This is a genomic window from Pontibacter fetidus, assembly GCF_010119545.1.
Taxonomy (GTDB): domain Bacteria; phylum Bacteroidota; class Bacteroidia; order Cytophagales; family Hymenobacteraceae; genus Pontibacter; species Pontibacter fetidus.
On record NZ_JAAEAA010000001.1, the window covers coordinates 30,480 to 53,588 of the forward strand.

The 23,109-nt window shown below is 46.7% G+C and carries 18 protein-coding genes and 1 tRNA gene; 11 read left to right on the forward strand and 8 right to left on the reverse strand.

Annotated features, from left to right (window positions below; genetic code table 11):
• Positions 1-5: 5 nt before the first annotated feature.
• The 5 genes from thrS (at position 6) to GWO68_RS00145 (ending at position 3,889) form a co-directional block, all read left to right on the forward strand.
• A complete protein-coding gene (thrS, locus tag GWO68_RS00125; protein WP_162344372.1) occupies positions 6-1,943 on the forward strand; it encodes a threonine--tRNA ligase in 1,938 nt (645 codons plus the stop codon).
• A gap of 121 nt (positions 1,944-2,064) precedes the next feature.
• Positions 2,065-2,589 (forward strand): translation initiation factor IF-3, encoded by a 525-nt coding sequence (gene infC, locus GWO68_RS00130; protein ID WP_162344373.1) that lies wholly within the window; start codon positions 2,065-2,067, stop codon positions 2,587-2,589.
• Between the two features lie 23 nt (positions 2,590-2,612).
• On the forward strand, positions 2,613-2,807 hold the full coding sequence (gene rpmI / locus GWO68_RS00135; RefSeq protein ID WP_162344374.1) for a 50S ribosomal protein L35: 195 nt from the start codon (positions 2,613-2,615) through the stop codon (positions 2,805-2,807).
• A gap of 97 nt (positions 2,808-2,904) precedes the next feature.
• The gene (rplT, locus tag GWO68_RS00140; protein ID WP_162344375.1) at positions 2,905-3,249 is read left to right on the forward strand and encodes a 50S ribosomal protein L20; all 345 of its coding nucleotides are present in this window, start codon (positions 2,905-2,907) and stop codon (positions 3,247-3,249) included.
• Positions 3,250-3,370: 121 nt separating this feature from the next.
• The gene (locus tag GWO68_RS00145) at positions 3,371-3,889 is read left to right on the forward strand and encodes a DUF1579 family protein (RefSeq protein WP_162344376.1); all 519 of its coding nucleotides are present in this window, start codon (positions 3,371-3,373) and stop codon (positions 3,887-3,889) included.
• Between the two features lie 79 nt (positions 3,890-3,968).
• Here GWO68_RS00145 and GWO68_RS00150 read toward each other — a convergent pair whose 3' ends face one another.
• From GWO68_RS00150 to GWO68_RS00180, 7 genes are all read right to left on the reverse strand, one after another.
• Positions 3,969-5,234: an SdiA-regulated domain-containing protein gene (locus GWO68_RS00150; RefSeq protein ID WP_162344377.1), complete on the reverse strand. Its 1,266-nt coding sequence runs from the start codon at positions 5,232-5,234 to the stop codon at positions 3,969-3,971.
• A gap of 71 nt (positions 5,235-5,305) precedes the next feature.
• On the reverse strand, positions 5,306-6,583 hold the full coding sequence (locus tag GWO68_RS00155) for a sensor histidine kinase (protein ID WP_162344378.1): 1,278 nt from the start codon (positions 6,581-6,583) through the stop codon (positions 5,306-5,308).
• Complete coding sequence (locus GWO68_RS00160) at positions 6,580-7,257, reverse strand: response regulator transcription factor (protein WP_162344379.1); 678 nt, start codon at positions 7,255-7,257, stop codon at positions 6,580-6,582. Before GWO68_RS00160 ends, GWO68_RS00155 begins: the two co-directional genes overlap by 4 nt.
• A gap of 73 nt (positions 7,258-7,330) precedes the next feature.
• Complete coding sequence (locus GWO68_RS00165; RefSeq protein WP_162344380.1) at positions 7,331-7,858, reverse strand: GreA/GreB family elongation factor; 528 nt, start codon at positions 7,856-7,858, stop codon at positions 7,331-7,333.
• A gap of 43 nt (positions 7,859-7,901) precedes the next feature.
• Positions 7,902-9,041 carry a putative sensor domain DACNV-containing protein gene (locus tag GWO68_RS00170; protein ID WP_162344381.1) on the reverse strand — a complete coding sequence of 380 codons (1,140 nt, stop codon included), beginning with the start codon at positions 9,039-9,041 and terminating at the stop codon, positions 7,902-7,904.
• Between the two features lie 51 nt (positions 9,042-9,092).
• Positions 9,093-11,438 (reverse strand): penicillin-binding protein 1C, encoded by a 2,346-nt coding sequence (gene pbpC, locus GWO68_RS00175; RefSeq protein WP_162344382.1) that lies wholly within the window; start codon positions 11,436-11,438, stop codon positions 9,093-9,095.
• A 13-nt stretch (positions 11,439-11,451) separates the two neighbouring features.
• Positions 11,452-16,869, reverse strand: coding sequence for an alpha-2-macroglobulin family protein (locus GWO68_RS00180; RefSeq protein WP_162344383.1), 5,418 nt, complete (start codon positions 16,867-16,869; stop codon positions 11,452-11,454).
• 150 nt (positions 16,870-17,019) lie between these two features.
• Here GWO68_RS00180 and GWO68_RS00185 point away from each other — a divergent pair, with 150 nt between their 5' ends.
• Both GWO68_RS00185 and GWO68_RS00190 read left to right on the forward strand, forming a co-directional pair.
• Positions 17,020-17,538, forward strand: a complete 519-nt coding sequence (locus tag GWO68_RS00185; RefSeq protein WP_162344384.1) for a glycine zipper domain-containing protein — start codon at positions 17,020-17,022, stop codon at positions 17,536-17,538.
• A gap of 118 nt (positions 17,539-17,656) precedes the next feature.
• Positions 17,657-18,112, forward strand: a complete 456-nt coding sequence (locus GWO68_RS00190; RefSeq protein WP_162344385.1) for a YybH family protein — start codon at positions 17,657-17,659, stop codon at positions 18,110-18,112.
• Positions 18,113-18,296: 184 nt separating this feature from the next.
• On the opposite strand, the gene GWO68_RS00195 is transcribed toward GWO68_RS00190, so the two are convergent.
• Positions 18,297-18,370: transfer RNA gene (locus GWO68_RS00195), tRNA-Met, on the reverse strand.
• 136 nt (positions 18,371-18,506) lie between these two features.
• On the opposite strand from GWO68_RS00195, the gene GWO68_RS00200 reads away from it, so the two are divergent.
• From GWO68_RS00200 to pnp, 4 genes are all read left to right on the forward strand, one after another.
• Entirely contained in the window at positions 18,507-18,911 is a 405-nt protein-coding gene (locus tag GWO68_RS00200) for an START-like domain-containing protein (RefSeq protein WP_317164471.1), read from the forward strand.
• 104 nt (positions 18,912-19,015) lie between these two features.
• Complete coding sequence (locus tag GWO68_RS00205) at positions 19,016-20,431, forward strand: LptF/LptG family permease (RefSeq protein WP_162344386.1); 1,416 nt, start codon at positions 19,016-19,018, stop codon at positions 20,429-20,431.
• A 109-nt stretch (positions 20,432-20,540) separates the two neighbouring features.
• Complete coding sequence (rpsO, locus tag GWO68_RS00210; protein ID WP_162344387.1) at positions 20,541-20,816, forward strand: 30S ribosomal protein S15; 276 nt, start codon at positions 20,541-20,543, stop codon at positions 20,814-20,816.
• Positions 20,817-20,950: 134 nt separating this feature from the next.
• Positions 20,951-23,092: a polyribonucleotide nucleotidyltransferase gene (gene pnp, locus GWO68_RS00215; RefSeq protein WP_162344388.1), complete on the forward strand. Its 2,142-nt coding sequence runs from the start codon at positions 20,951-20,953 to the stop codon at positions 23,090-23,092.
• Positions 23,093-23,109 lie beyond the last annotated feature (17 nt).

A 23,109-nucleotide genomic window follows, 5' to 3' on the forward strand; every position in this document is an offset into this window, starting at 1 on the left:
TATACATGATCAACATCACATTACCAGATGGCTCTGTTCGCCAGTATCCGAAAGGGGTGACAAGCTACGAGATTGCATCGAGCATAAGCGAAGGTCTGGCGCGCAATGTGTTAGCCGCCAAAGTAAATGATACTGTTTGGGACAGCACACGCCCTATAACAGAAGACGCTACGGTGCAACTGCTCACCTGGAACGATGACCTGGGCAAGAATGCATTCTGGCACTCGTCGGCACACTTGCTGGCTGAGGCGCTGGAAGATCTATATCCGGGGGTGAAGTTTGGTATAGGACCTCCGGTGGAGAATGGTTTTTACTACGATGTTGACTTAGGTGATCGTACTTTTTCGCAGGATGATTTTGCCAAAGTAGAGCAGAAGATGCTGGAACTTGCCCGCAATAAAAGCGAGTTCAAGCGTCGTGAAGTATCTAAAGCAGAGGCTACCGCATATTTTACCGAGAAAGGCGACGAGTATAAGTTGGACCTTATAAAGGACCTGGAAGACGGAAGTATAACCTTTTATGAGCAAGGGAACTTTACAGACCTTTGCCGCGGTCCGCACATCCCGAATACTGGTTTTATAAAAGCAGCCAAACTGATGAACGTGGCCGGTGCCTACTGGCGCGGCGATGAAAGCAAAAAGCAGCTGACCCGTATCTATGGCGTTACTTTCCCGAAGCAAAAGGAACTGACTGAATACCTGGAGCGACTGGAAGAAGCCAAGAAGCGTGACCACCGCAAACTGGGTAAAGAACTGGAGTTATTTGCCTTCTCTGAGAAAGTAGGGATGGGCTTACCGCTTTGGTTACCAAAAGGTACGTTGCTGCGCGAGCGTCTGGAGCAGTTCATGCGTAAGGCACAGGTAAGAGCCGGTTACCAGCCAGTTGTTACACCACATATCGGCAGCAAAGAACTATACGTTACTTCAGGCCACTACGAAAAGTATGGCGCAGATTCTTTCCAGCCGATCAGGACGCCGAACGAAGGGGAAGAGTTCTTCCTGAAGCCAATGAACTGCCCGCATCACTGCGAGATATACAAGACCCGTCCGCGCTCTTATAAGGAGCTACCAGTGCGCCTGGCAGAGTTTGGTACTGTGTACCGTTACGAGCAAAGCGGTGAGCTGCACGGCCTTACCAGGGTACGTGGCTTTACGCAGGATGATGCGCACATTTTCTGTCGCCCGGACCAGGTGAAGGAAGAATTCATGAAAGTGATTGACCTGGTATTGTATGTGTTCAGTGCGCTTGGTTTTGAAGACTATACTGCCCAGATCTCGCTTCGCGACCCGGAGAATAAAGCCAAATACATTGGCTCTGACGAACTATGGGAGAAAGCAGAGAGCGCCATTATTGAAGCTGCTGCCGAGAAAGGATTACGCACTGTAACCGAACTGGGCGAGGCTGCGTTTTACGGACCTAAGCTCGACTTTATGGTGCGTGATGCATTAGGCCGCAAGTGGCAGTTGGGAACTATTCAGGTAGATTATAACTTACCAGAACGCTTCCAGCTCGAATACATAGGTGCTGATAATGCCAAGCATCGCCCGGTAATGATTCACCGTGCACCGTTTGGGTCATTGGAGCGCTTCGTGGCTGTACTGATAGAGCATTGTGGTGGTAATTTCCCGCTGTGGTTAAGCCCTGAACAGTTTGCTATACTTCCGATATCGGAGAAGTATCAGGACTTTGCCCAGCAGGTGTACGACCGACTGGCCGAGATGGACATTCGTGGCTTTGTAGATAACCGCGATGAGAAAATTGGCCGTAAGATTCGTGATGCGGAAGTGAAGAAAGTGCCGTACATGCTGATAGTAGGTGAGAAGGAGCAGGAAGACAATGCTGTTTCGGTGCGCAGACACGGCGAAGGCGACCTGGGCTCGATGGCAGTTGATGCATTTATCCATCTGTTTCAGAGCAAAATAGCTGAAATGCTGAACAATTAATGAAAGAATTTTCATTTTGAATTATAAATTGCGATATTCGCACCCTGATTGTAGAATTTAAAAGATTTAAGGAGGTAAAACCATAGCTACGCCAAATAAGCGCTACATCCCACGAGGTAAGGTGGAGGAGCCATACAAAGTCAATGATAAAATAACTGCCCGCGAGGTAAGATTGGTTGGAGACAATGTAGAGCAGGGAGTGTACCAGACACGGGACGCTCAGAGAATAGCAAATGAGCAAAATCTTGACCTGGTTGAGATTTCGCCGACTGCTAACCCACCGGTATGCCGTATTATCGATTACTCGAAATTTAAGTACGAGCAGAAGAAGAAGACCCGTGAGATGAAGGCCAAGGCTCAGAAAGTGGTTGTGAAGGAGATCCGTTTCGGTCCTAACACAGATGATCACGATTTTGAGTTTAAGCTAAAGCACGCAAAAGCTTTCCTAGAAAGTGGATTTAAGATCAAATCTTATGTACACTTCGTGGGTAGAACGATCGTGTTTAAAGAGCGTGGCGAGATACTGCTGCTTAAATTTGCACAAGCACTGGAAGACGTAGCAAAAGTGGAGCAATTACCAAAGCTGGAAGGAAAGAGAATGTTCCTGATGCTTGCTCCAAAAGTTGCGGCTCCTGTTAAAAAGTAATTTGTTTAATCAATTATATACACATGCCAAAAGTTAAAACTAAATCTGGTGCAAAGAAGCGTTTTTCTTTGACAGGTACTGGCAAAGTAAAGCGTAAACACGCTTACAAAAGCCACATCCTGACCAAGAAGACGACAAAGCAGAAGCGTAATTTAACTCACTCTGGCCTAGTTAGCACAGCTGACATGGACCGCGTGAAACTGATGCTTCAAATCTAATTCCAGGAATTAGAAGGTTAATTAATTAGTATAAACCCGGTGTCTGGTCTTACCTAAAGATTGAACTATAATCACCAGCCACTAAAACTGTAAAGAAATGCCTAGATCGGTAAACGTCGTTGCAGCACGACACAGAAGAAAGAAAATAATGAAAATGGCCAAAGGTTACTTTGGCCGTCGTAAGAACGTTTGGACAGTAGCAAAAAACGCTGTTGAAAAAGGTTTAACTTACGCATACCGCGACAGAAAGCAGAAGAAAAGAGATTTCCGCGCACTTTGGATACAGCGTATCAACGCCGGTGCACGTGAGCACGGTCTTTCTTATTCAGCATTAATGGGCGCCCTTAAAAAGGCTAACATCGACCTTAACCGCAAAGTACTTGCTGACCTGGCGATGAACCACCCAGAGGCTTTCAAGAGCATCGTTGATAAAGTAAAGTAATTTACTTCGTTATATAACAGGAAAGGGCTTAGCTTCGGTTAAGCCCTTTTTTATTTACCTTTGAATGCTGCATATGCAGTACTGCTTCCGATTACCAACTATACCCTACAAAATAAAACCCATGAAAAACCTTTTTATCATCCTTGCCTTTCTGCTTGTTTGTCTTTCAACCCAGGCCCAACAATCAGTTCAAAAAAAACCATCTGCGGATCTCTTACAATTCTTTGCTGGTAAATGGACCGGTGAGGGCAAATTCTTTAACGACAAGCCTATTACTGCAAATCTTGAATTTACGGTAGCCCTGGATAGCAGCTGGCTAAAACTGGAACATGTGGATGTAACCCCTAACACGTATAAAGCTACTTCTATGTGGGGAAATGACCCGCAGACTGGTGAGTATGTAGCCTATGTATTTGATAACTATGGCGGGCATCGCAAATTTAACGCTGAAGGCTGGGCCAATGGCAAACTTATACTTACTACCCAGCAACCTAACCCGAAAGGTGGCATACTATGGCAACACTTTATTTACGAAAAGCTAACTACAGATTCCTTTAAAATGACCTATGAAGTGAGTAAGGACGGCACAGCATGGCGAATGGTGGATTACCTGATTTTCCGGAAAGCAGGTAAAGTATAAGCTGTATAGTTGACCAATAAAAAATGCCCGGCTATAGTTGCTTCTAAACTATAGCCGGGCATTGTGCTTTATTTATACTTTAAATTCCTTGATCAAATTTTACGATTACGCCTTTCCCTTTGGTGCCGCCCTCGCTGGCGATATATAATTCACCTTTGCTGCTAAAAGCCATGCCCTCCGGCTGGCGGAGCAATTTTTTGTCGAGTTGAGTTGTTTTCAGAATTTTACCAGCTTCATCAATAATGTGCAGGCGCGCATTTACGGCGTCCAGCAAGTATAGCTCCCCGGTTATTGGGTGAATCTCGAAGGACGAAGGCTGCAAAACATCGTATTTGTCTTTCTTCTTCTTTTTGGTGCTTGTCAGGCCATCCTGCGCCAGGGCTATGTGCATTACCGGTTCGGGCTGCATGGTTTTATCGCTTAACAAGAAAGTATAGATACCTTTGTTATCGCCAAGTCTGGTATCGAAACCTTTACAGGCCAGCAACAGGCGGTTGTTTTTGGCATCGTAGGCAAGGCCTTCGGTGTTTTGGGTGGCTGCCAGTACTGTTTTGTGTTCCTTTACGCTGGGTTGGCCATTCCTGAAATCCTGTACTTCAAACAAGGCACCGTCGCTGCGTAAGATATAGGCATCCTTCTCTACCAACACGATTCCTTCATAATCGCCGGGTCCGGCAAAAGTAATCTTTTCGGTTACTTGTTTCTTTTCCGGATCAAATAAATGGATGGCTCCTTCCTCGTCCTGCACGCAGGCAATTAAACCATTAGGTAACAGGGCTATGCCCGATACTTCGCGCAGGTTTTCGGGTAACTCCCAGCGGGCTGTTGGTTGGCCAAGTGTGCCTGTAGAGGACTCTAAAAGCTGTGTGGGCAGGAGAGAGGCTTCCAGGGGCGATGTTGTAGATACAGGTTGCTGCTCTATCATTTTACCAGATGCTTCAAATTGAAGCTCGAGCTCCTGCATGTTATCTTCCAGCTCAATTACGTAACGGGCGCTGCCGTTTTGCTGCACGCGGTGGGCTTCGTCTATTTTATAGTTGGCATACCCGGTTTGCAGTGCTTCCAGTATAGCATCGGGCAGATGGCGCTGATCAATTTCCTCGGTATAACTTATAAGCTTTCCATCGGGTGTAAAAAGGGCAGTACGTTCAAGACCGCTTAGTTTAAATTCGGCTTCGTAGTTTCCGTTTTCATTGTCCCAGTCAGCTTGTTTTATAGTTGGGTACCGTTCAGCGAACTGTACTTTTACCGCTTCGGGCACTTCGGTGTTATCCCAAACAGTGTTACAGGCACTTCCAATTAGCAAAGCGGCTAAGGCAAATGCATAAAGGTTATATTTTTTCATAATTGTCGGTTTTTAGGTTAATATCAACCGAAGTTTACAACCCAAATCTGAAGACAATCTGTAGAAGTAAATTATTTACTGCTTTTTTCCGGAAAGCTTATGCAAAGTGTATGTAGCTCATTCTGGTAAGTATAGCTGGGTTGCAAACTATAGATTGCGCAGATTTTGTTTACCAGCGCCAGCCCGATGCCTAACGAACCGGAGTTTGTACTGCCACTTACAAATCTCCCGAAAAATGCATCAGGTGCAGTCTGCAATGGTTGGCCCGTGTTTTGGATGCAGAGGTTAGCTATAGTTAAGGTTATAGTTACTGCACCTCCGGGGCGATTATGCTGAATGGCGTTAATGAGCAGGTTAGAGAGCAGCACTTCGGCGAGGCCGCGGTTCATAAGCAGGAATACGGGGCTTTCTATAGTTTGCGTTAGTTGCAGTCCCTGCATTTCTATTATTTCCTGTAGCTGTTCGGTTTGTTGTGTAAGCAGCTCGTGTAGTGGTACCTCCTCGTTTTCTTTAAACTCCCGGTTTTCGATGCGGGTAAGCAGGATGAGCGATTTGTTTAAACGGGCCAGACGGCTTACAGAATGGTGCATCTCTTCCAGCAACTTTGCCTGCTCTGTAGTCAGGTTATCGGACTGCATAAAAAGCTCGAGTTTGCTGTTAACTATAGCCAGCGGGGTTTGTATCTCATGCGACACATTTTCGGTAAACTCTTTAAGGTTCAGATAATCTGTATGGATTTTATGGGTCATGGCCTGAAGCGCGTTGTTCAGTTCCTGGAATTCGGTGGTGTTGGATGGCTTGAGTTGCAACGGCCCGTATTGTGCCAAACTATAGCGCTTTAGTTTGCCAAGTGTATCGTAAAAATTGCGCCAGGTATATTTGTTAATGCTATAGTTTACAGCACCCAGTCCAAAAAGCAGCATCACAAAAGTCCAGCCCATAGCAAAAACGGTACTCTCGAACAGGTCATCAAAATCCATCACCGATTTCATAATCGTGTACTGGTAGGCCTTTCCGTTCTGGTAAGCGGTAAAGGTCAGCCGGCGGTACGGGATGCTTTCTTCGTCGTAGGAACTATAAATCAGGGTATCGGTCAGAGATTCGAGGACAGGCGTGGCGCTGGTTACTTCTTTTACAACTATAGTTTCGGTAACGCCTGAGGTTACGTGGGGCAGAGTATTGGTGCGGCGGATGTAGGTTAGTATATTTTCTTTATCCGTAAACAGCTGGTCGTCCACTTCGTCGTAAATCTCGCCCTGCAAAATAAGGTAATACCCGATACCGCCTGCCAAGAACACGACAAAAGACACCAGCAGGTAATACAGGCTTGTTTTAGTCAGGATTCTCATGGGCTCACAAACTTATAACCCAGTCCATATACCGTCTGGATGTAATCCTCACCACCAGCTTCCATAATTTTACGACGCAGGTTCTTAATGTGCGTGTACACAAAATCAAGCGAATCGAGGGCCTCTACATGGTCTCCCCAAAGGTGTTCGGCAATGGCATCTTTGGTAAGTACGCGGTTGCGGTTAGCCAGAAAATAGAGTAGCAGGTCGTATTCTTTTTTGGTTAGCGCCAGTTTCTTGCCTTGGACCTGTACTTCTGCCGCATCCGGTAACACTTCCAGCACGCCTACCTGTATAGTTTTATGGCCATTAAAATTACGCCTGCGGATCACCGATTTTAACCTGGCGTTCAGTTCAGATAAATGGAATGGTTTGGTAAGGTAATCGTCGGCGCCCAGTTCCAGTCCGGTAATTCTGTCGTCGAGGGCATTTTTTGCAGAGATAATGATGATACCGGTTTCGGGCGTGTTTTCTTTCAGCAGTTTTACCAGGTCCAGTCCGTTGCCGAGAGGCAGGTTCAGGTCGGCGAGCACACAAGTATAGGGCACGTCTGCAATTTTAAGGCTGGCTTCTTTAAAATCATAAGCGGCATCGCAACTATAGCCTTCCTGTTGCAGATAGGTAACTATAGACGCATTAAGGGCAGGCTCATCTTCGATAATCAGGATTCTCATAGTGTGGGTGTAAGGGCGGTAAGCTAAACAACAATTCTGTAGCAAATCTGAGCTGGGGCAGAGCTATGCTTGGTTATTGGTTTGTGTCGTAAGCAATATTGGTTACCTCGGCTACTTCTTCGTCTTTGCCTAGGCGCAAGGTTATATTTTGGCCCACTTTTGCACCGGTTACAATTTTGGCAATAGGAGCTACAAACGCGATACGGCCTTGTTCTACAGACGCTTCGTCCACTCCAACTATAGTGAAAGTTCTCTTATGGCCAAGGTTGCGGCCCTTTATAGTTTTAAGTGTAACGGTGGACCCGAAACGTACCTGGTCGGTGGGTTGATCTTTGGGTTCTATTACTTTAGCGGATGCAATACGGGCTGTAACTGCTGCGATACGGCCGTTCAGTATAGTCAGTTGGCGTGTGCGTTCGGCTTCATTTTCCCGGTTGGCTTCGGCCTGTGATCGTTCAGTTTCCAGTTCGGTCAGCTCCTGGCGTAGTTGCTCTAGTCCGCGCGGGGTTACATAGTTGGTAATGCCTGGCGGCAAGGCTGCCCGTGGCGGTATAATCGGCGCTTCTCCGGAGTCGTCTTCTTTTACAAATGCTCTGCTCATATGCGTAAGAACGCAGGCTTTGCAGGTGAGTTACAAACTATAGTTAGAGCAGCAGTGTATCTATCAGGTGGGCATGCACCATTTGCTTGCACGGCGACCACGAAAAAATGGTAAAGCGACCGTCCTGCGAGGCTACTAGGCCCAATGCGTCGCGCTGGTCGTGCACAAACTGCGCGGCCGATAAATGCCTGGTGCCGCCGTTCTGAGCAGGGTGCAGTTGTTTTTCAGTATCACCTATAATAGGTTCCGTTACAATCAGTTCATCTACTGGTTTACTTCCTGCGGCACGCCCTATTTTTGCGCCAAACGCCAGCAGGTTATAGTTATCGTTAATGATGGTGGCACCATCTATAGCTGTAAGTCCGGCCAAAGCGTCCACTTCGCGTTTTAAGGTTTCCTGCCAGGTGCCTTTGGCTTTTTCGGTTTCTTTATTCTTCACCAGGTCAGCCAGCCCCGAAAAAGAAGGCTCCACGGCATAAAGCAACGGTTTAATGATAGAAGCTTGCCAGGCCTCGGAAGCAGCAGGAACCACCAGTAAAGAGCCGCCCCGTTTATGTGCCCGCATCGATACAGCCAGTTGTATCAGTATATTGGCCGATACATCGGTAAATGGTTTTTCAGCGCCCAGCAACGAGGTCAGGAAAGCAGGGCAATCTTCCAGGGCAGCGCTGTTTTCGTCTATGAGCTTTACCTGGTCGCCTTTCAGTACAGCTACGTTGGCATATTTCCCGAAACCATCTAATCGCCTGTGCTTTATAACCAGCAAACCTGGCTCCGATACATCTACCACAAAGCTTAAACTCGGGATGGAACGCGTAGTGCCCCAGATGTATAGCTCCCCGTCCTCTTCCCAAACCCCGATGTGGATGCCTGGCCGCTCTACGCCAGGTGCCAGTTTGGTAAGTATGGCCGGCGTAAGCGGTAAGCGCTGCTGAAACACAACCGGTAACCGCGTCTGCTCCGGCGACAAATAAGCAAGCGATATTTTGATGACATGGCCTTCTTCGCGGCGTAAACTTGCCCAGAAGGCGACATCAATTACTTTTTCTATGACATAAGCAGAAGGCAACGGTGCCACTTGCTGATTGCTGCTAAGGCGTGCCGTTGCGAGTTGCTCTATAAAATGGTTTTCTATAGTTGGTGCTACTACACTTGCGGCCTGGTAGGTGGTTGCTGAGATCATGCTGTAATAAACAGGAATTGATGTTTAAAGTTATGGCTACGCTATAGTTGCTTACAGGAACTGCACCGTAATGTAGCTGTTGGTATTGCGGCCCTGGTCGTCGGTGCAGGAGATTTTATACTTGCCTGCATGCTGTGGCTCAAAAAACACTTTTTCGTTAGCAGCCGCTGACTTTATAAACGTATCGTTGATGTACCAGTATACCTGTTTTACTTCGTTGTTGGCATTGCAGTGCAGCATCAGTTTCTGGCGCTCTTCCTGCTCTAAAATATATTCCATTTCGGCAGTAGGCGAGGTGATAACAGGCGCATACTCCTGGAATATACGGCTGCAAGTGGGGTTGTGCGGTGGTATGCGCTGGTAGGGTATATGTTCCGCATCAAAATAGGTCAGGATCTCGGGGGCATAGTTGGGGTACCATTTTTCGGTTAGCCCGGACAAAGGCAGACAGCTTGTGCAGTAGGCATATTTCAGGTCTGTGGATACGGCTACTTTTTTGAGGTGGGTACATTTGGCGACAGGCGAGACGCCGGGTATAAATGTATCGAGCACCAGGTTCTGGCAGAAGCTGTTGTTTGGTTGGCCACTTTCTGTGCACACAGTTCGGTTAGCTATAGTTGGCGGTGGCCTAAACCAGTTATTCGGGCTGTTATAATCTATAGCGTTAAAAATGTCGAATAGCAGCGGGGTAGCAGAATCGGTACCGTTTAGTTCAGGTACGCCTTCGCCGGAGAAATTGCCAACCCAGACACCCACCGTGTACTTTTTATTATAGCCAATGCTCCAGGCATCTTTGCGGCCATACGAGGTACCAGTTTTCCAGGCGATTTTGGGCAGGTGTGCACTGTTCTGGGCATTATGCGGCAGGTCGGGGCGTAGCAATTGGGTAAGCGTCTGGTTAATCATATAAGCCGAAGCAGGAGAGAAGATCTCCCGGGAAACTATAGTTGTGTCTTGCTGCAGCCACCTGATGGGGTTGTACTTACCCTGGTTTGCAAATGCAGCATAAAGCGTAGTCAGTTCTTCCAGTTTAACGCCGCAGCCCCCAAGTATTAACGATAAGCCCAACTGGTCGCCTTTCAGTTTTATATCAGAGAAGTCGGCTTGCTGTAGTTTTTTTACAAACGTATGTACGCCCACCTGATCAAGTAATTTTACAGCCGGTACGTTCAGCGATGTGGCCAGCGCATGTTCTATGGTTACATTTCCGTTATAGTTGCCAAAGTAATTTTGTGGCCGGTAGCCGGCATAATCAATTGGCACATCGCTGATGATCGTTTTCGGGGTAATAAGTCCTTTGTCGATAGCAGCAGCATACAGGAACGGTTTCAGGGTACTGCCCGGCGATCGGACAGCCCGCACACCATCTACCTGCCCACCATGTGCCGCATCCGTAAAATCTGCCGAGCCCAGGTAGGCTTCTACAGCTTTTGTTTCGTTATTGATGACCAGTACCGCGGCATTATGAATGTTTTGGTAGCGCAACCGTTGCCTATAGTTATAAGCGAGCTGTTCTACTTTTTCCTGCACCTGCCGGTTAAGCGTAGTTTTGATGATCGATTGATTTTTATACTTCCGGAACATACGGTAAGCAAAATGCGGCGCTACTTTTGGGGCTTCCAGCCGGACGGCTTCCAATGGTTCGTTCAGGGCATCCTGTATGGCATCTTCCGGAAAAGCCTGTTGCTGTTTATAGTATAGCAGCCACTTGTTCCGGAACTCCACGATACGCGCATTCTGTTTGCCGATCCGAAGCGAAGAGGGCTTGTTAGGGATTACGGTCAGTGTTACGGCCTGCGCCAGGCTCAGCTGTCTCGGCGATTGCTGGAAGTATAGCACAGAGGCAGCTTTTACGCCTTCAATATTACCGCCAAAAGGTACCAGGTTCAGGTATAGTTGCAGTATCTCGTTTTTGCTATAGTTCCACTCCAACTGCAGTGCCCGAAAAATTTCGGACAGTTTGTTTGTGTAGGTGCGTTTCTGAGGATAAAGCAGCCGCGCTACCTGCATGGTAATAGTAGATGCCCCGGAGGTAGTTTTGCGATGCGTAATATTGTTGAATGTAGCCCGTACGATAGCCACCGGGTTTACCCCGGGATGATAATAAAAATACCGGTCTTCTTTTAACAAGACAGCTTTCTTCAGAACCGGATTAATTTCATCCGGCTCCAGTTGCATCCGCCATTTGTCGTCGCTGCTCAGAAACGCATTTACCACGCTGCCATCCGATGCTGTGATAACCGGAGAATAGGAGATAGTTATAGTTAGTGGGTAAAGCTTATTCAGAACTATAAATCCAACTATAGGTAACAGCAAAACCAACGCAAAACCAGCCAGCCAGCTTCTGTATTTTAAAAGCCAATGTTGTAGTTTATACTTAAATGGATGTTGCTGCATTACCATTTGTTCGTTACTTCACCTTTACCGTTCCAGCCCCATGGTAGCTATGGTACTCGGCATTATACATCGCATCGGCACCCACCGGACCTAATTTGAAATTCCCTTTTGAGACAGCCCGAACCTGATAGAAAAAATATTGTTCTTTAGGCCTGGCTGTGGTGTAAATGTTAATCCGGTCGTCGCGGATGTCGGTATGGTCTGGGGTAGCTGGTTGCTGTTTTTGAATCCAGGCAAACTCACGTTCGGTCATCAGGCGTGGGTTCTCGATCTCGAATCCGGCCGGCAGCATATCTGTGATCGCTACATTCGGTATCGTTCTGCCATCCAGCGACTGCAACGCGATCCGGACGATAACCAGGTCGTTTTGCTGAAAGGTGTTGTTCGTTATCTGTTTGCCATTGCGGTTAAAGAAAGCTTTGCGGACCTGCATCAAATTATCTTCCTGTTTATAGTTACCGCTCTGGCTAATGCCTTCCATCTCCCAGAAATAATACAGCGTGCCTTTGCCTGTACTCTTCAGGGTTATAGTTCCAGCCTTCAACTTATCCTGCAGCACCAGGTCTTTACCGTTGTAAGTCCCAATTACTTTCCCATCCTGTATAACCTGTGCGGTAGCATTACCAGCATTACGGCTTGCCAGTTTCCCAAGTGCCATCAGCGCAAATGCCCGTTCCTGGGTGTTGTACCAACGGCTCGATTTCAACTCTTCTGAAAGATGTCTTGCCAACGTAGTTATCTGGGCGTTTTCCGGGTCAGCTTCTATCAGACTATTCAGTGAAATGGCCATATCGCGTAGTGGGGAATAAAAGCTGCCATCAAGCGCACGCACCGATGTTTCGCCGGCAAAGGAGCGGGGCAGGAGCTGGTTAAAGCTCTCGCGACGGCCGTTTAAGGCGTAGGTGCTGGCCAGTAAATAGCGGCTGTCGAGGGCCAGTAATTCTGGTTTTGTTTTATAGTAGTTCATGGTGGCCCAGTCGGGTTTGCCGGCTATAGTTAGCACGTACAGCGAGTAGGCTGTTTCGCGGGAGGCAATGTATTTGCTTTGTACCTGCCGGGCAGCATTGTAGTAGCGGTATTCTTCCAGGCCTTTGGCTTTTACTTTGCGCTGCAGGTAAGTAATAGCTTTATCAAGCACCTGTTGCGTTACAGGATAGCCGGCTTTTTTTGCTTCCAGCAGGAAATGGGTGGCATAAATGCTGCTCCACCAATCCGTATTTTCAGCTCCAGGCCAATACGTAAATCCGCCATCATACTGCTGCATCTGCTCTATTTTGGCAATGGCTTCCTGCACCAGGTAAGTCGGGTTATAGGTCCGGTTCTTTTGTGTTTGTTGCAGGGCCCTGGCCAGGTCGGTATAGTAAAGTAGCGGGAAGGCCGTAGACGTTGTTTGCTCCAGGCAGCCATGCGGATAACGTAGCAGGAATGTAATATCATCGGTAAACTGAGCCAGCGGCGAATTGCTTACGATAAGTTTTGACGCTACCGATGAAGGTATAAAATCATGCGCCAGTTTGAGCTCGGCAGTGGTGCCTGATTTTATAGTTCCGGCATTGGTTATTTTGCGCAGCGGTGCCGTTGGCCTTACAGTAATGTCGGTATTGCTACTGAATTTTTCGCCCAGCGCATTTACGGCTACCGTAACCTTAGCCTGACCTATAGTTGGAGTGGCTACCAGTTTATAAATTACCTGTGTCTCTGTATTCGGTTTGATGCTTGCTGATTTTGACGTTGTACCAACCACGCGCAACGGACCGGTAACGGATATAGCGCTACCGGCCGTTGCTGGTTTGGTGGTGGTGTTGCTCAGTGTAACCGGGACAAGTATCGTATCAGAAGGACTCACAAAACGCGGTAACGCTGTACTGATTACCACAGGGTCCGAAACGCGCATCATCTTTTCAGCTGCACCAAAGGCTTTTCCTTTATACGCCACGGCCATCACACGTACCGCCCCCGAAAACTCCGGAATTTTTACTTTAACGATGGCTTCGCCGCTGCTATTTGTTTTCAGGTGCCCGCTCCACAGCGATACCAGTTTTACTCGTTTAGAGGTAAGCGGATTAATGCGTTTCTCCAGGTCATAACCATCGCCACCTACACTTGATCGGTTGCCAAATTCCGGGAAGAGGTAAGGGTATAGGTCGTACATTTCGGTTTCTAGGGCGCGCTTCTGGTAAAAATAGCTGTGAGGGTCCGGTGTTTTATAGTCTTTCAGTTGCAGGATGCCTTCATCCACCACAGCCAGCGTTACTTCAGCATTTGGGGCAGTTTTTATTTTTACCTGCTGTAGTTTATTCGACCGGGAAACTTCGGGAGCAGTGATAGCAACATCGAGCCTGGTGCTTTTAGCGGTTATGGTTACAGGTTTAAAACCCCGGGCAATCGTTAGTGGCATGCGGTTATCTTTAACCTGTCGCAACGCAGTGGCTGTAATGTAAATAGTGGGCAGGTGTTTACTAACTATAGGCAACTCCAGCGAGGCTGCTTTTTTATCGGTTTTCAGGTAATAATGGTTCAGCACGTTTTCCTGCTCCACGGTTACCAGTATTTTACCGGCAAACGGAGATTTGAAGAGCACCTTGGCTTTGTCGCCTACCTCGTAGTTATCTTTATCCAGGGCTATGTCTACTTCGCCTTCGGTATTCACAGCAAACGAGGTGCTTTCGGTATCGCCCCAGCCGTAGGCGTAAAATTCATGGGCTACATAGTTATAGGCACCCGGGCGCATTACGCGCAGCTCATACTCACCCGACGAAACAGGCGTGAAGCTAAACGAGCCACCTCCGGCAGGTATAGTAATCGTTTTGTTAAGTACCACGTTCTCCTTGCGCTGCGATTTATAGTTATAGTTGTCAAGGTTCCGTTCAATCACCGATTCGTAGGTATAGCGCACCAATTGCACGCGGGCGTTGCCGGCAATGGGCTTTCCGCTTCGGTTTAGGGCAAGCAACGGAATATGCAGGGCGCGGCGGGTACTTACATACGCATCAAACCTGCGGATACCGAAATAAACCTGCTGCGTACTCACATCAAATTTGCTCAGCCTGTTCACTGGCCTGCCTGTTTCATCAAACACCGTGGTATACACCGAGCCATCCAGCAACCCCACATCCTGGTAACCGGTCAGCTCAAATGTTTCCCTGCCTTTGCCTTGTGCATCGGTTATACCCTGGCGCACGCTGTTCTGTAAGGCTACTGTGCCGGACGTATTGATGTCGAAGGTATAGTCGGGGTAACTCTCAGGTTCAAAGGGTTTCTTCTTCAGGCTGAGCTGTACTTCGTAGTTGCGGTTGGCTGCCGGAGGACCAAACAGGTTTTGCGCTGTCATGTCAACTATAAGTTTATCACCGGGCACAAAAGCAGTTTTGTTCAAGGTTGCTGTTACTTTTAACCTGTCGGGCATAAATTCTTCCACGCCAATTTTGCGGGAGTTTAGCAGCACGTCGTTGCCCGAGTATACTTCTATGGTATAGGTGCCGGTAACTGCGCTTGCAGGCAGTATAAGGTCTGTGGTAGTGGCGCCCTCTTTGTTCAGCTTGGTTTTTATACTTCGGTACTCTTTGCCGTTGGGCAACAGCAGTTTTAGCTTTAGGGGTAGTCCGGCTATAGTTTCCCAGGCGGGTGTTCTGATAATGGTATTGACATGCACGGTATCGCCGGGGCGGTACAGGTCGCGGTCGCCATAAATAAAGGCATCATAGTTCAGTTCCCCCAGCCGCTTGCCACCTACATCAAACCTTGATGTGTTTACCAGTGTCTGGCTGTATGGCATGTAGTTAAAGTCGTTGCCCAACCGTGCGGTTATCAGGCCCATCTTAAAATCAGGAGCTGCTTTAGCTATATTACTAAAACGGGCCACGCCCTCTTTATCGGTAGTAGCTTTATGGATAACCTGGTTATTCGTACTGATGAACCGAACCTCAACACCTTCCAAAGTGGTGGCATTCCGGATAGAGTTGGCAAATACTACCACCTCGTTTTTTCCCTGTTTGGCTATCAGCCCGATATCTGAAACTGAAACAATTTTAGAATCCTTCAGCCAGTTTTTGTCGGTACTGGTAACCGTGATCACATACAGGCCTTTTAACTGGCTGTCAAAATCCAGGTCGTTCAGGTCGAGGTTTAAGAGGTGGGCGTTGCCTTTTTTTCGGAGTGATTTAGTGTCGTATTCGCGTTCGAAAATGATGTTGCCGTTGTTGTCGTTTATAGCATAGTAGTTACTTTCATAGTATTCTTCCGCTTCTTCATCGTAATAGCCATCGTACATTTTGCCATCCTGTAAATAGCGCAGAATGTTGTTTTCGTATACTTTACCGATGCTTACTTTTATACGCGGCACCTGTATCAGGCTTAAGGCAATATCGCGGGCGCCCTGGCTGCTCAGGTAAATGCTTTTCTGGTTTACAAACGCTATGGTTGGCTGCAAGGTCCGGAACGAGATCGGGTGCCGGTAATCGCGGCCCAGTTCTTTACCTGCTATGCCTGCCAGGTTACCGCTTATCGTTAAGGTATAGTTTTCCTGGTCGGCAAAGTTGCCTTGCAGCACCAGGCCATTCTCTAGTCGCTCTACCGTAAATTCGCGTTGCGGACTGAGTTGTATTACACTGCGCAGGTCGGAGTTAGTTACGGGTTGGGTGGTAAATACATAAATGCGTTCCTGGCCTTCTTCAAAAGCCGTGGCTACTTCGCTTACCTGCATCCGGCGCCGGCTGGGCAATGCTACCTCCCGTGCTATAGTTTGTGTGGTCTGGTAAGTGCTGCCCGGCATGGCAAGACCTTTGGCTATAGTTACCCGCACCGGTAAAGCGTCTTCATCTAACTGGTTTATTTGCTTCAGTTTTACAGCTATAGTTTGGGGGGTACTGCTTACTATCTCTAAAGGCAGATCAGTGTTGCCCTGGTACACATGCAGTTTATCGCGCAGGGTAGCTATAGTTACCGGATAATTAAAGTTCAGCAACAGGTTTGCTTCCAGCTGGGTGGGGTTGTTTTCGTTTAGGGTCCAGTAGGCGTTAGTTTTAGCGAGGGCTAGGTAGGGGGTGTGAAATGTGAAGCCCTGGCCAGCCGGAATTTTATATTTCGTTTTAGAATGCTGTAGTAAGTTTTCGGTTAGGTCGGCCTGGTAATTGGTGCTGGGCGCAAATGGCCGGTCAGGAGAGAAAACCAGTTCGTTGGGGGCCGTCCATTTAAACTTGCCTTTTACGGTGGGTTTTATATTTATATAAGGTATGGTGTCCCATTGGTTCAGCAGCGAATCCGGTACCAAGGCTTTATCGAAAGTAAAAACAAGGTTTTGTTCCTGTGCTATCTGCTGCTCAAAGTTGCGGCTTTCTAAAAGCAGCTCGTCGGAGTTGCCTTTGCAGCTGCCCAGCAATAAAAGCAAAAGTATAAACCGAAGGGCAGAACCGGGCAAGGGTGTTTTTTTCATAGAAGTGGAGAATTTTAACCGGAATAGGTATTTAAATATAAAAAAGTTTACCTGAATAAAGATTGTTTTAAGCAAGGTTAATTTTTTGGCACACGAATTGTAACTACAGTCTTCAGTTGCGTATAAAGTTTCAACTTAAAAATGAATGTTATGAAAAAGGTAATCAGTTTAGCTCTAAGCCTTGTATTGATAGTTGCTGTTGCTTTTAGTGCATCGGCACAAACAGAACGAAGAGGCTGGAGCCCTCAGGCAAAAGGTGCAGTTATTGGTGGTGCTACAGGCGCTGCTGCAGGTGCCATCATCCATAAGCGTAATCGTGTAGTGGGTGGTGCTGTAGGTGCAGTAGTTGGTGCCGGTGCCGGTTACGGTGTTGGTAAGATCATCGATAACAAGCAGAAGAAAAAAGAAGCAGAGCGTATTGCAGCCGCTAACCGCGCAGCAGCCGCTAACAGAGCTGCAAATGCCCGTATGGCATCAAGCAGAAGATCATCAGCTCCTGCCAGCACTAAAGCTTCTACAAATGCATTAGTAGCTACCCAGCAGCCTGCTTTAGCTTACAACGATAACTCAATGGCTTTATTGGCAAGCAACGGCTTCCTTCCAAACCCTGACTTTGGTGACACAGATAAGCCATACCATACTTCTGAGTACAGAAGAAAGAGCTGGTAAATAACACCTCTACAAATAAAAAAACCAGTCATTTAATGACTGGTTTTTTTTTAATCCGTATAAGCCGGAAAATATATATGTGTTTTTGTATTTAAGTATACACTAAAGAACTAAAATTATGAGATCCTTAATCGCGATGCTGTCCGTAGCATTTCTGTTTACCTCTTGCCAGAAAACCGAAGATGTTAAAGTGGTGCAAGACCTGAACAAACAGTTTATTGATGCCTGGAACAGCGAAGATGAAAGTAAAATAGAAGCTATGCTGGCCGAAGACGTAGACTTTGTGCAGGGTGAGATTCATTTCAGTGGTAAGTCTGAAGTTGCCGATAAATGGGTAAACGAAACGATAGAAACGATAGAAGACCTGCGACTGAATGTAGTGAGTTCCGGAGTTGATAAGAACATGGCCTACGAAGCCGGTACTTTTTCAGTAGACGTAAAACCGGATGCTCCGGGCCAACCGGGTGGTGAAGGCGAAGGTAACTTTATCCTTCTCTGGAAAAAAGGCGAAGACGGAAACTGGAAACTTAGCTACGCCCAACTGGAAGACCTGCCAGTTGAGGCAAAAATGTAATAATTTAACCTATAAACTATAAAAAGAGCCTGCCTGGTAATCCGGACAGGCTCTTTTTTATTTAAATAACGTGCTATGCAAAAGTATAAACTATAGTTATAGGATAGAACTGATTGAGAATCACAGCTATAGTTTGTGCTGAAACAAAAAAGCCTGCTGGCGTTAACCAACAGGCTTTTGTTTGTAGCGGGGAGCAGAATCGAACTGCCGACCTCAGGGTTATGAATCCTGCGCTCTAACCATCTGAGCTACCCCGCCGAATTGTGATGCAAAAGTATGCAAAAGATTTAATTCTGCACAATAGTTTAGTCAGAAAAAAAATATTTTATTTTCGATATATTAATAGAATCAAAAAATAACACTATACTTACTCAATCACTTACTATTATGCTCTATGATGAGATCTACAAAGACTAAATTTGTTGGAGAGTACCCGATCAATGCATCTGCCCGATTACTGTATCCTTACCTGAGTACCGCCAGTGGTTTGGCCGAATGGTTTTGCGACGACGTAAAAGTGGAAGAAAACAAAGTGTTTAATTTTATATGGGATAGCAGCAACCATTACGCTGAAATGACGGGTTTCCGCTCTAACCGTTCCGTTCGTTTCCTTTTCCTGGACGACCACCGCCAACACGTTTCCGATCCGTCTTATATTGATTTCTCTATCGAGTCGAGTGAGCTTACCCAGGAGCAGTTCCTGAAAGTAGTAGATTATTCTGATGAAGAGGACCAGGAAGAACTGGCCGAGCTCTGGGAACACCTGATGCAAAACCTGAGAGAAATAGTAGGCGGGTAGCATTCCGTCCGGTTCTGCTGCGTATCTTTGCACGTTTTTTGGAGCTTTGGCGTTACGTGTATACCCTATAGTTCCAGGCAAAGCCGCAATGGTTTTATGCTCTCATGAAGAAATTAGATAAACTTATTATCCGGTCGTTCATCGGCCCGTTCATATTAACCTTTACTGTGGTAGAGTTTATACTACTTACACAGTATATGTTAAAATACCTCGACGAACTGGTAGGTAAGGATCTTGGTGCCAGTGTTTTTGGAGAGCTTCTCTTTTATTTCAGCCTGAACATGGCGCCTGTCGCACTGCCGCTAGCCGTGCTTCTATCATCCCTGATGACCTACGGAACGCTGGGCGAGCACCACGAACTTACGGCCATTAAAACATCCGGCATTGCCTTGCCGCGCATCCTGCGTCCGGTCTTTATTTTTACGGCCGTGCTGGGCTTCTGCGCATTCTTCTTCAATAACAATATCGTACCGAAAGCTAACTTAAAGGCCTATAGTTTGCTCTGGGATATTAGGCAGACCAAGCCGACCATGAACTTTAAAGAAGGCGCTTTTTACAATGGGCTGCCCGGCTATAGTATAAAGATAAACGAAAAGCTGGGTGATAACGGTTCGGTGCGCGATGTCATGATCTACGACCACACGCAGGGCGGCAACAACTCGCGGGTTATACTTGCCGACTCCGGCCGCATGTACACCCAGCACAACGACAGCTACCTGGTACTCGAGCTTTTCGATGGTAATATTTACGTAAACCAGAACGATATTTCAGTTCAGAACTCGGATGAGCAGTTTGTTAGGCAGCGTTTCAACGAGAGCAAGATCATGTTCAGTCTTTCGTCTTTCGACCTCAGCCGTACCCGCGAAGAGTATTTTTCGGATAACAAAATGATGAAGAATATTGCCGAGCTAAACGTGGTAACCGATTCGCTCGCCACCCAGGCCAGCACCGAAAAAAAGAAATACGTTACCAACCTGGATCCTTTTTATATGTACATGAAAACGGATACCACACGTACTAAATTTGGCGGCCGCGCCGATATTAAAAAGGAAATCGCATACAAACTGCCCGAGGTTACAACCGGTACGCTGGTAATGGCCAAGAACAAAGCCCGTAATATCAGGAGTTTTACTACCAGCTATATCGAGCGCGTAAACAGCACCATCCGCGAGTCTAAAAACTTCGAGATCGAGATCTGGAAAAAATATACCCAGTCGGCCAGCATCCTTATTATGTTCCTGATCGGGGCGCCCTTGGGCGCTATTATAAAGAAGGGTGGCTTAGGCGTACCGGTTATTATTTCCATCATTTTCTTTATTGTCATGTACGTGCTATCTATACTTGGCGAGAAGTGGGCACGCGAGGGTTTGGTACCGGTGCCGGTAGGTATGTGGGCCTCTAATGCTATACTGCTGCCTATAGGTTTGTTCTTTCTGATTCAGGCCCGCAACGACTCTAACCTGCTGGAGTTGGATTTCTGGCGCAAATTTATGGCAAGGCTCCGGCGCAATAAATTGTAGCAAGAGCTAAAATAGAGCGGCAAAATAGTTTTTGATTAATTTAATTTTTTATATCTTTGCGGCTTATACGGCAATCTCATTGATAAAAACAGATTGATATTTATACGAAATGAAATTAACTACTGAAGCGAAACAAGAAATTTTCGAAAAGCACGGCATAAGCAAATCTAAAACTGACACTGGTTCAGCTGAGTCTCAGATCGCGCTTTTCACTACACGCATTACTGATCTTACAGAGCACCTGAAGATTCACAGAAAAGATTTCAGCACCCGCCTGGGTCTTCTGAAACTGGTAGGTAAAAGAAGAAGATTGCTTAACTACCTTCAGAAAAACGATATCGAAAGATACAGAGCTATCATCAGCGAGCTAGGTATCAGAAAATAAGCTTTTTATATTAGGGAATTCACAACGGGAATTCCCTAATCTTTTTTATACCATTCCCGTTTTCCTCTTTGCCAGTACCCCGACAGCGGCCGCAATGGGCAGCCCTGTTTTTTGATGAAAAAAAATAATTGAAGATGTCACAAAACGCGATCACAAAAACAATCCTTCTTCCGGATGGCCGGGAGATAACTATTGAAACTGGTAAATTAGCCAAACAGGCCGATGGTTCTGTTGTAGTAAAAATGGGAAACACCATGCTGCTTGCAGCTATAGTTTCCAACAAAGATGCCCGCGAGGGCGTTGATTTCCTTCCACTATCTGTTGATTATCAGGAGAAGTTTGCTTCATCTGGTAAAATACCTGGTGGTTTCCTGAGAAGAGAAGCCCGCCTTTCTGATTACGAAATCCTTGTTTCACGTTTGGTTGACCGTGTACTGCGCCCGCTTTTCCCGGATGATTATCATGCTGAAACGCAAATGACGATACACCTGATCTCTGCTGATACGGAGATCATGCCGGATGCCCTTGCTGCGCTTGCTGCTTCTGCTGCCCTGGCTGTATCGGATATACCTTTTAACGGCCCGATCTCTGAAGTGCGTGTAGCGCGTATCGATGGCCAGTTAGTAATTAACCCGAACGTTTCTGACCTGCAGCGTGCCGATATAGATATGATGGTTGGTGCCTCTATGGACAGCGTAGTGATGGTAGAAGGGGAGATGAACGAAGTTTCTGAAGCTGAAATGCTGGAAGCGATCAAGTTTGCTCACGATGCCATTAAAGTACATTGCCAGGCGCAGCTGGAATTAGCTGAAATGGTTGGCAAACTGAACAAGCGTGAATACTCGCATGAAACCCATGACGAAGAGCTTCGCGAAAAAGTACGCAGCGCAACTTACGACAAAGCTTTTGAAGTGGCTATGCGTGGCCGTGCCAACAAATCGGAGCGTAAAGAAGGCTTTGCATCTGTTCTGAACGAGTTTGTAGAGTCGTTAGGCGAAGACCATGGTTATGACATGACCCTGATCAAAACCTATTACCACGATGTAGAGAAGGAAGCAGTGCGTAACATGATCCTGGATCAGCGCGTGCGACTGGATGGCCGTCAGCTGGATGAGATCCGTCCGATCTGGTCTGAGGTAAATTACCTGCCAGCTACACACGGTTCTGCTGTATTTACCCGTGGCGAAACTCAGTCATTAACTACTGTAACGCTAGGTACTAAGCTAGATGAGCAGATGATCGACAGCGCCATGGTTTCTGGTACAAACAAATTCTTGTTACACTATAACTTCCCTGCGTTCTCAACCGGCGAGGTAAAGCCAAACAGAGGTCCAGGCCGTCGTGAGATTGGTCATGGTAACCTGGCGCTTCGTGCCCTTAAGAAAGTATTACCTGGAGATGCAGAAAATCCATACACTATCCGTATCGTTTCTGATATTCTGGAGTCTAATGGTTCATCGTCTATGGCTACTGTTTGTGCAGGCTCGCTTGCGCTGATGGATGCCGGTGTACCTGTTAAAGGCGGTGTATCCGGTATTGCAATGGGTCTGATCACAGATGAGAAAACCGGTAAGTTTGCCGTTCTTTCAGATATCCTGGGTGACGAAGACCACTTAGGTGACATGGACTTCAAAGTAGCTGGTACAAAAGATGGTATCACGGCTTGCCAGATGGATATTAAAGTTCATGGTTTATCTTACGATGTACTTTATCAGGCACTTGAGCAGGCTAAAGGTGGTCGTTTGCATATCCTGAACGAGATGAATAAGACTATATCAGCTCCTAATGCTGACTATAAGCCACACACACCACGTTCGTTCAACATGGTAATTGATAAAGAATTTATCGGTGCCGTTATCGGACCAGGTGGTAAAGTTATCCAGCAGATACAGAAAGATACAGGTGCTACGATCATCATCGAGGAGAAGAACGAAAAAGGCCATGTAAACATTTTCGCAAGCAACCAGGATGCCATGAACAGCGCGGTTTCTAAGATCAAAGCTATAGTTGCACAACCTGAGATTGGTGATGTATACATCGGTAAAGTTAAATCTATCCAGCCTTATGGTGCATTCGTTGAATTTATGCCTGGCAAAGACGGGTTACTGCACATTTCTGAGATCAAACACGAGCGCGTTGAAACAATGGACGGCGTGCTGGAAGTTGGCGAAGAAGTAAAAGTAAAACTGATCGATGTAGATAAAAAGACAGGTAAATTTAAACTGTCACGCAAGGCGATACTTCCTAAACCGGAAGCTCCTCAGCAAAACCAGTAATCATTTTATTGCTCCTG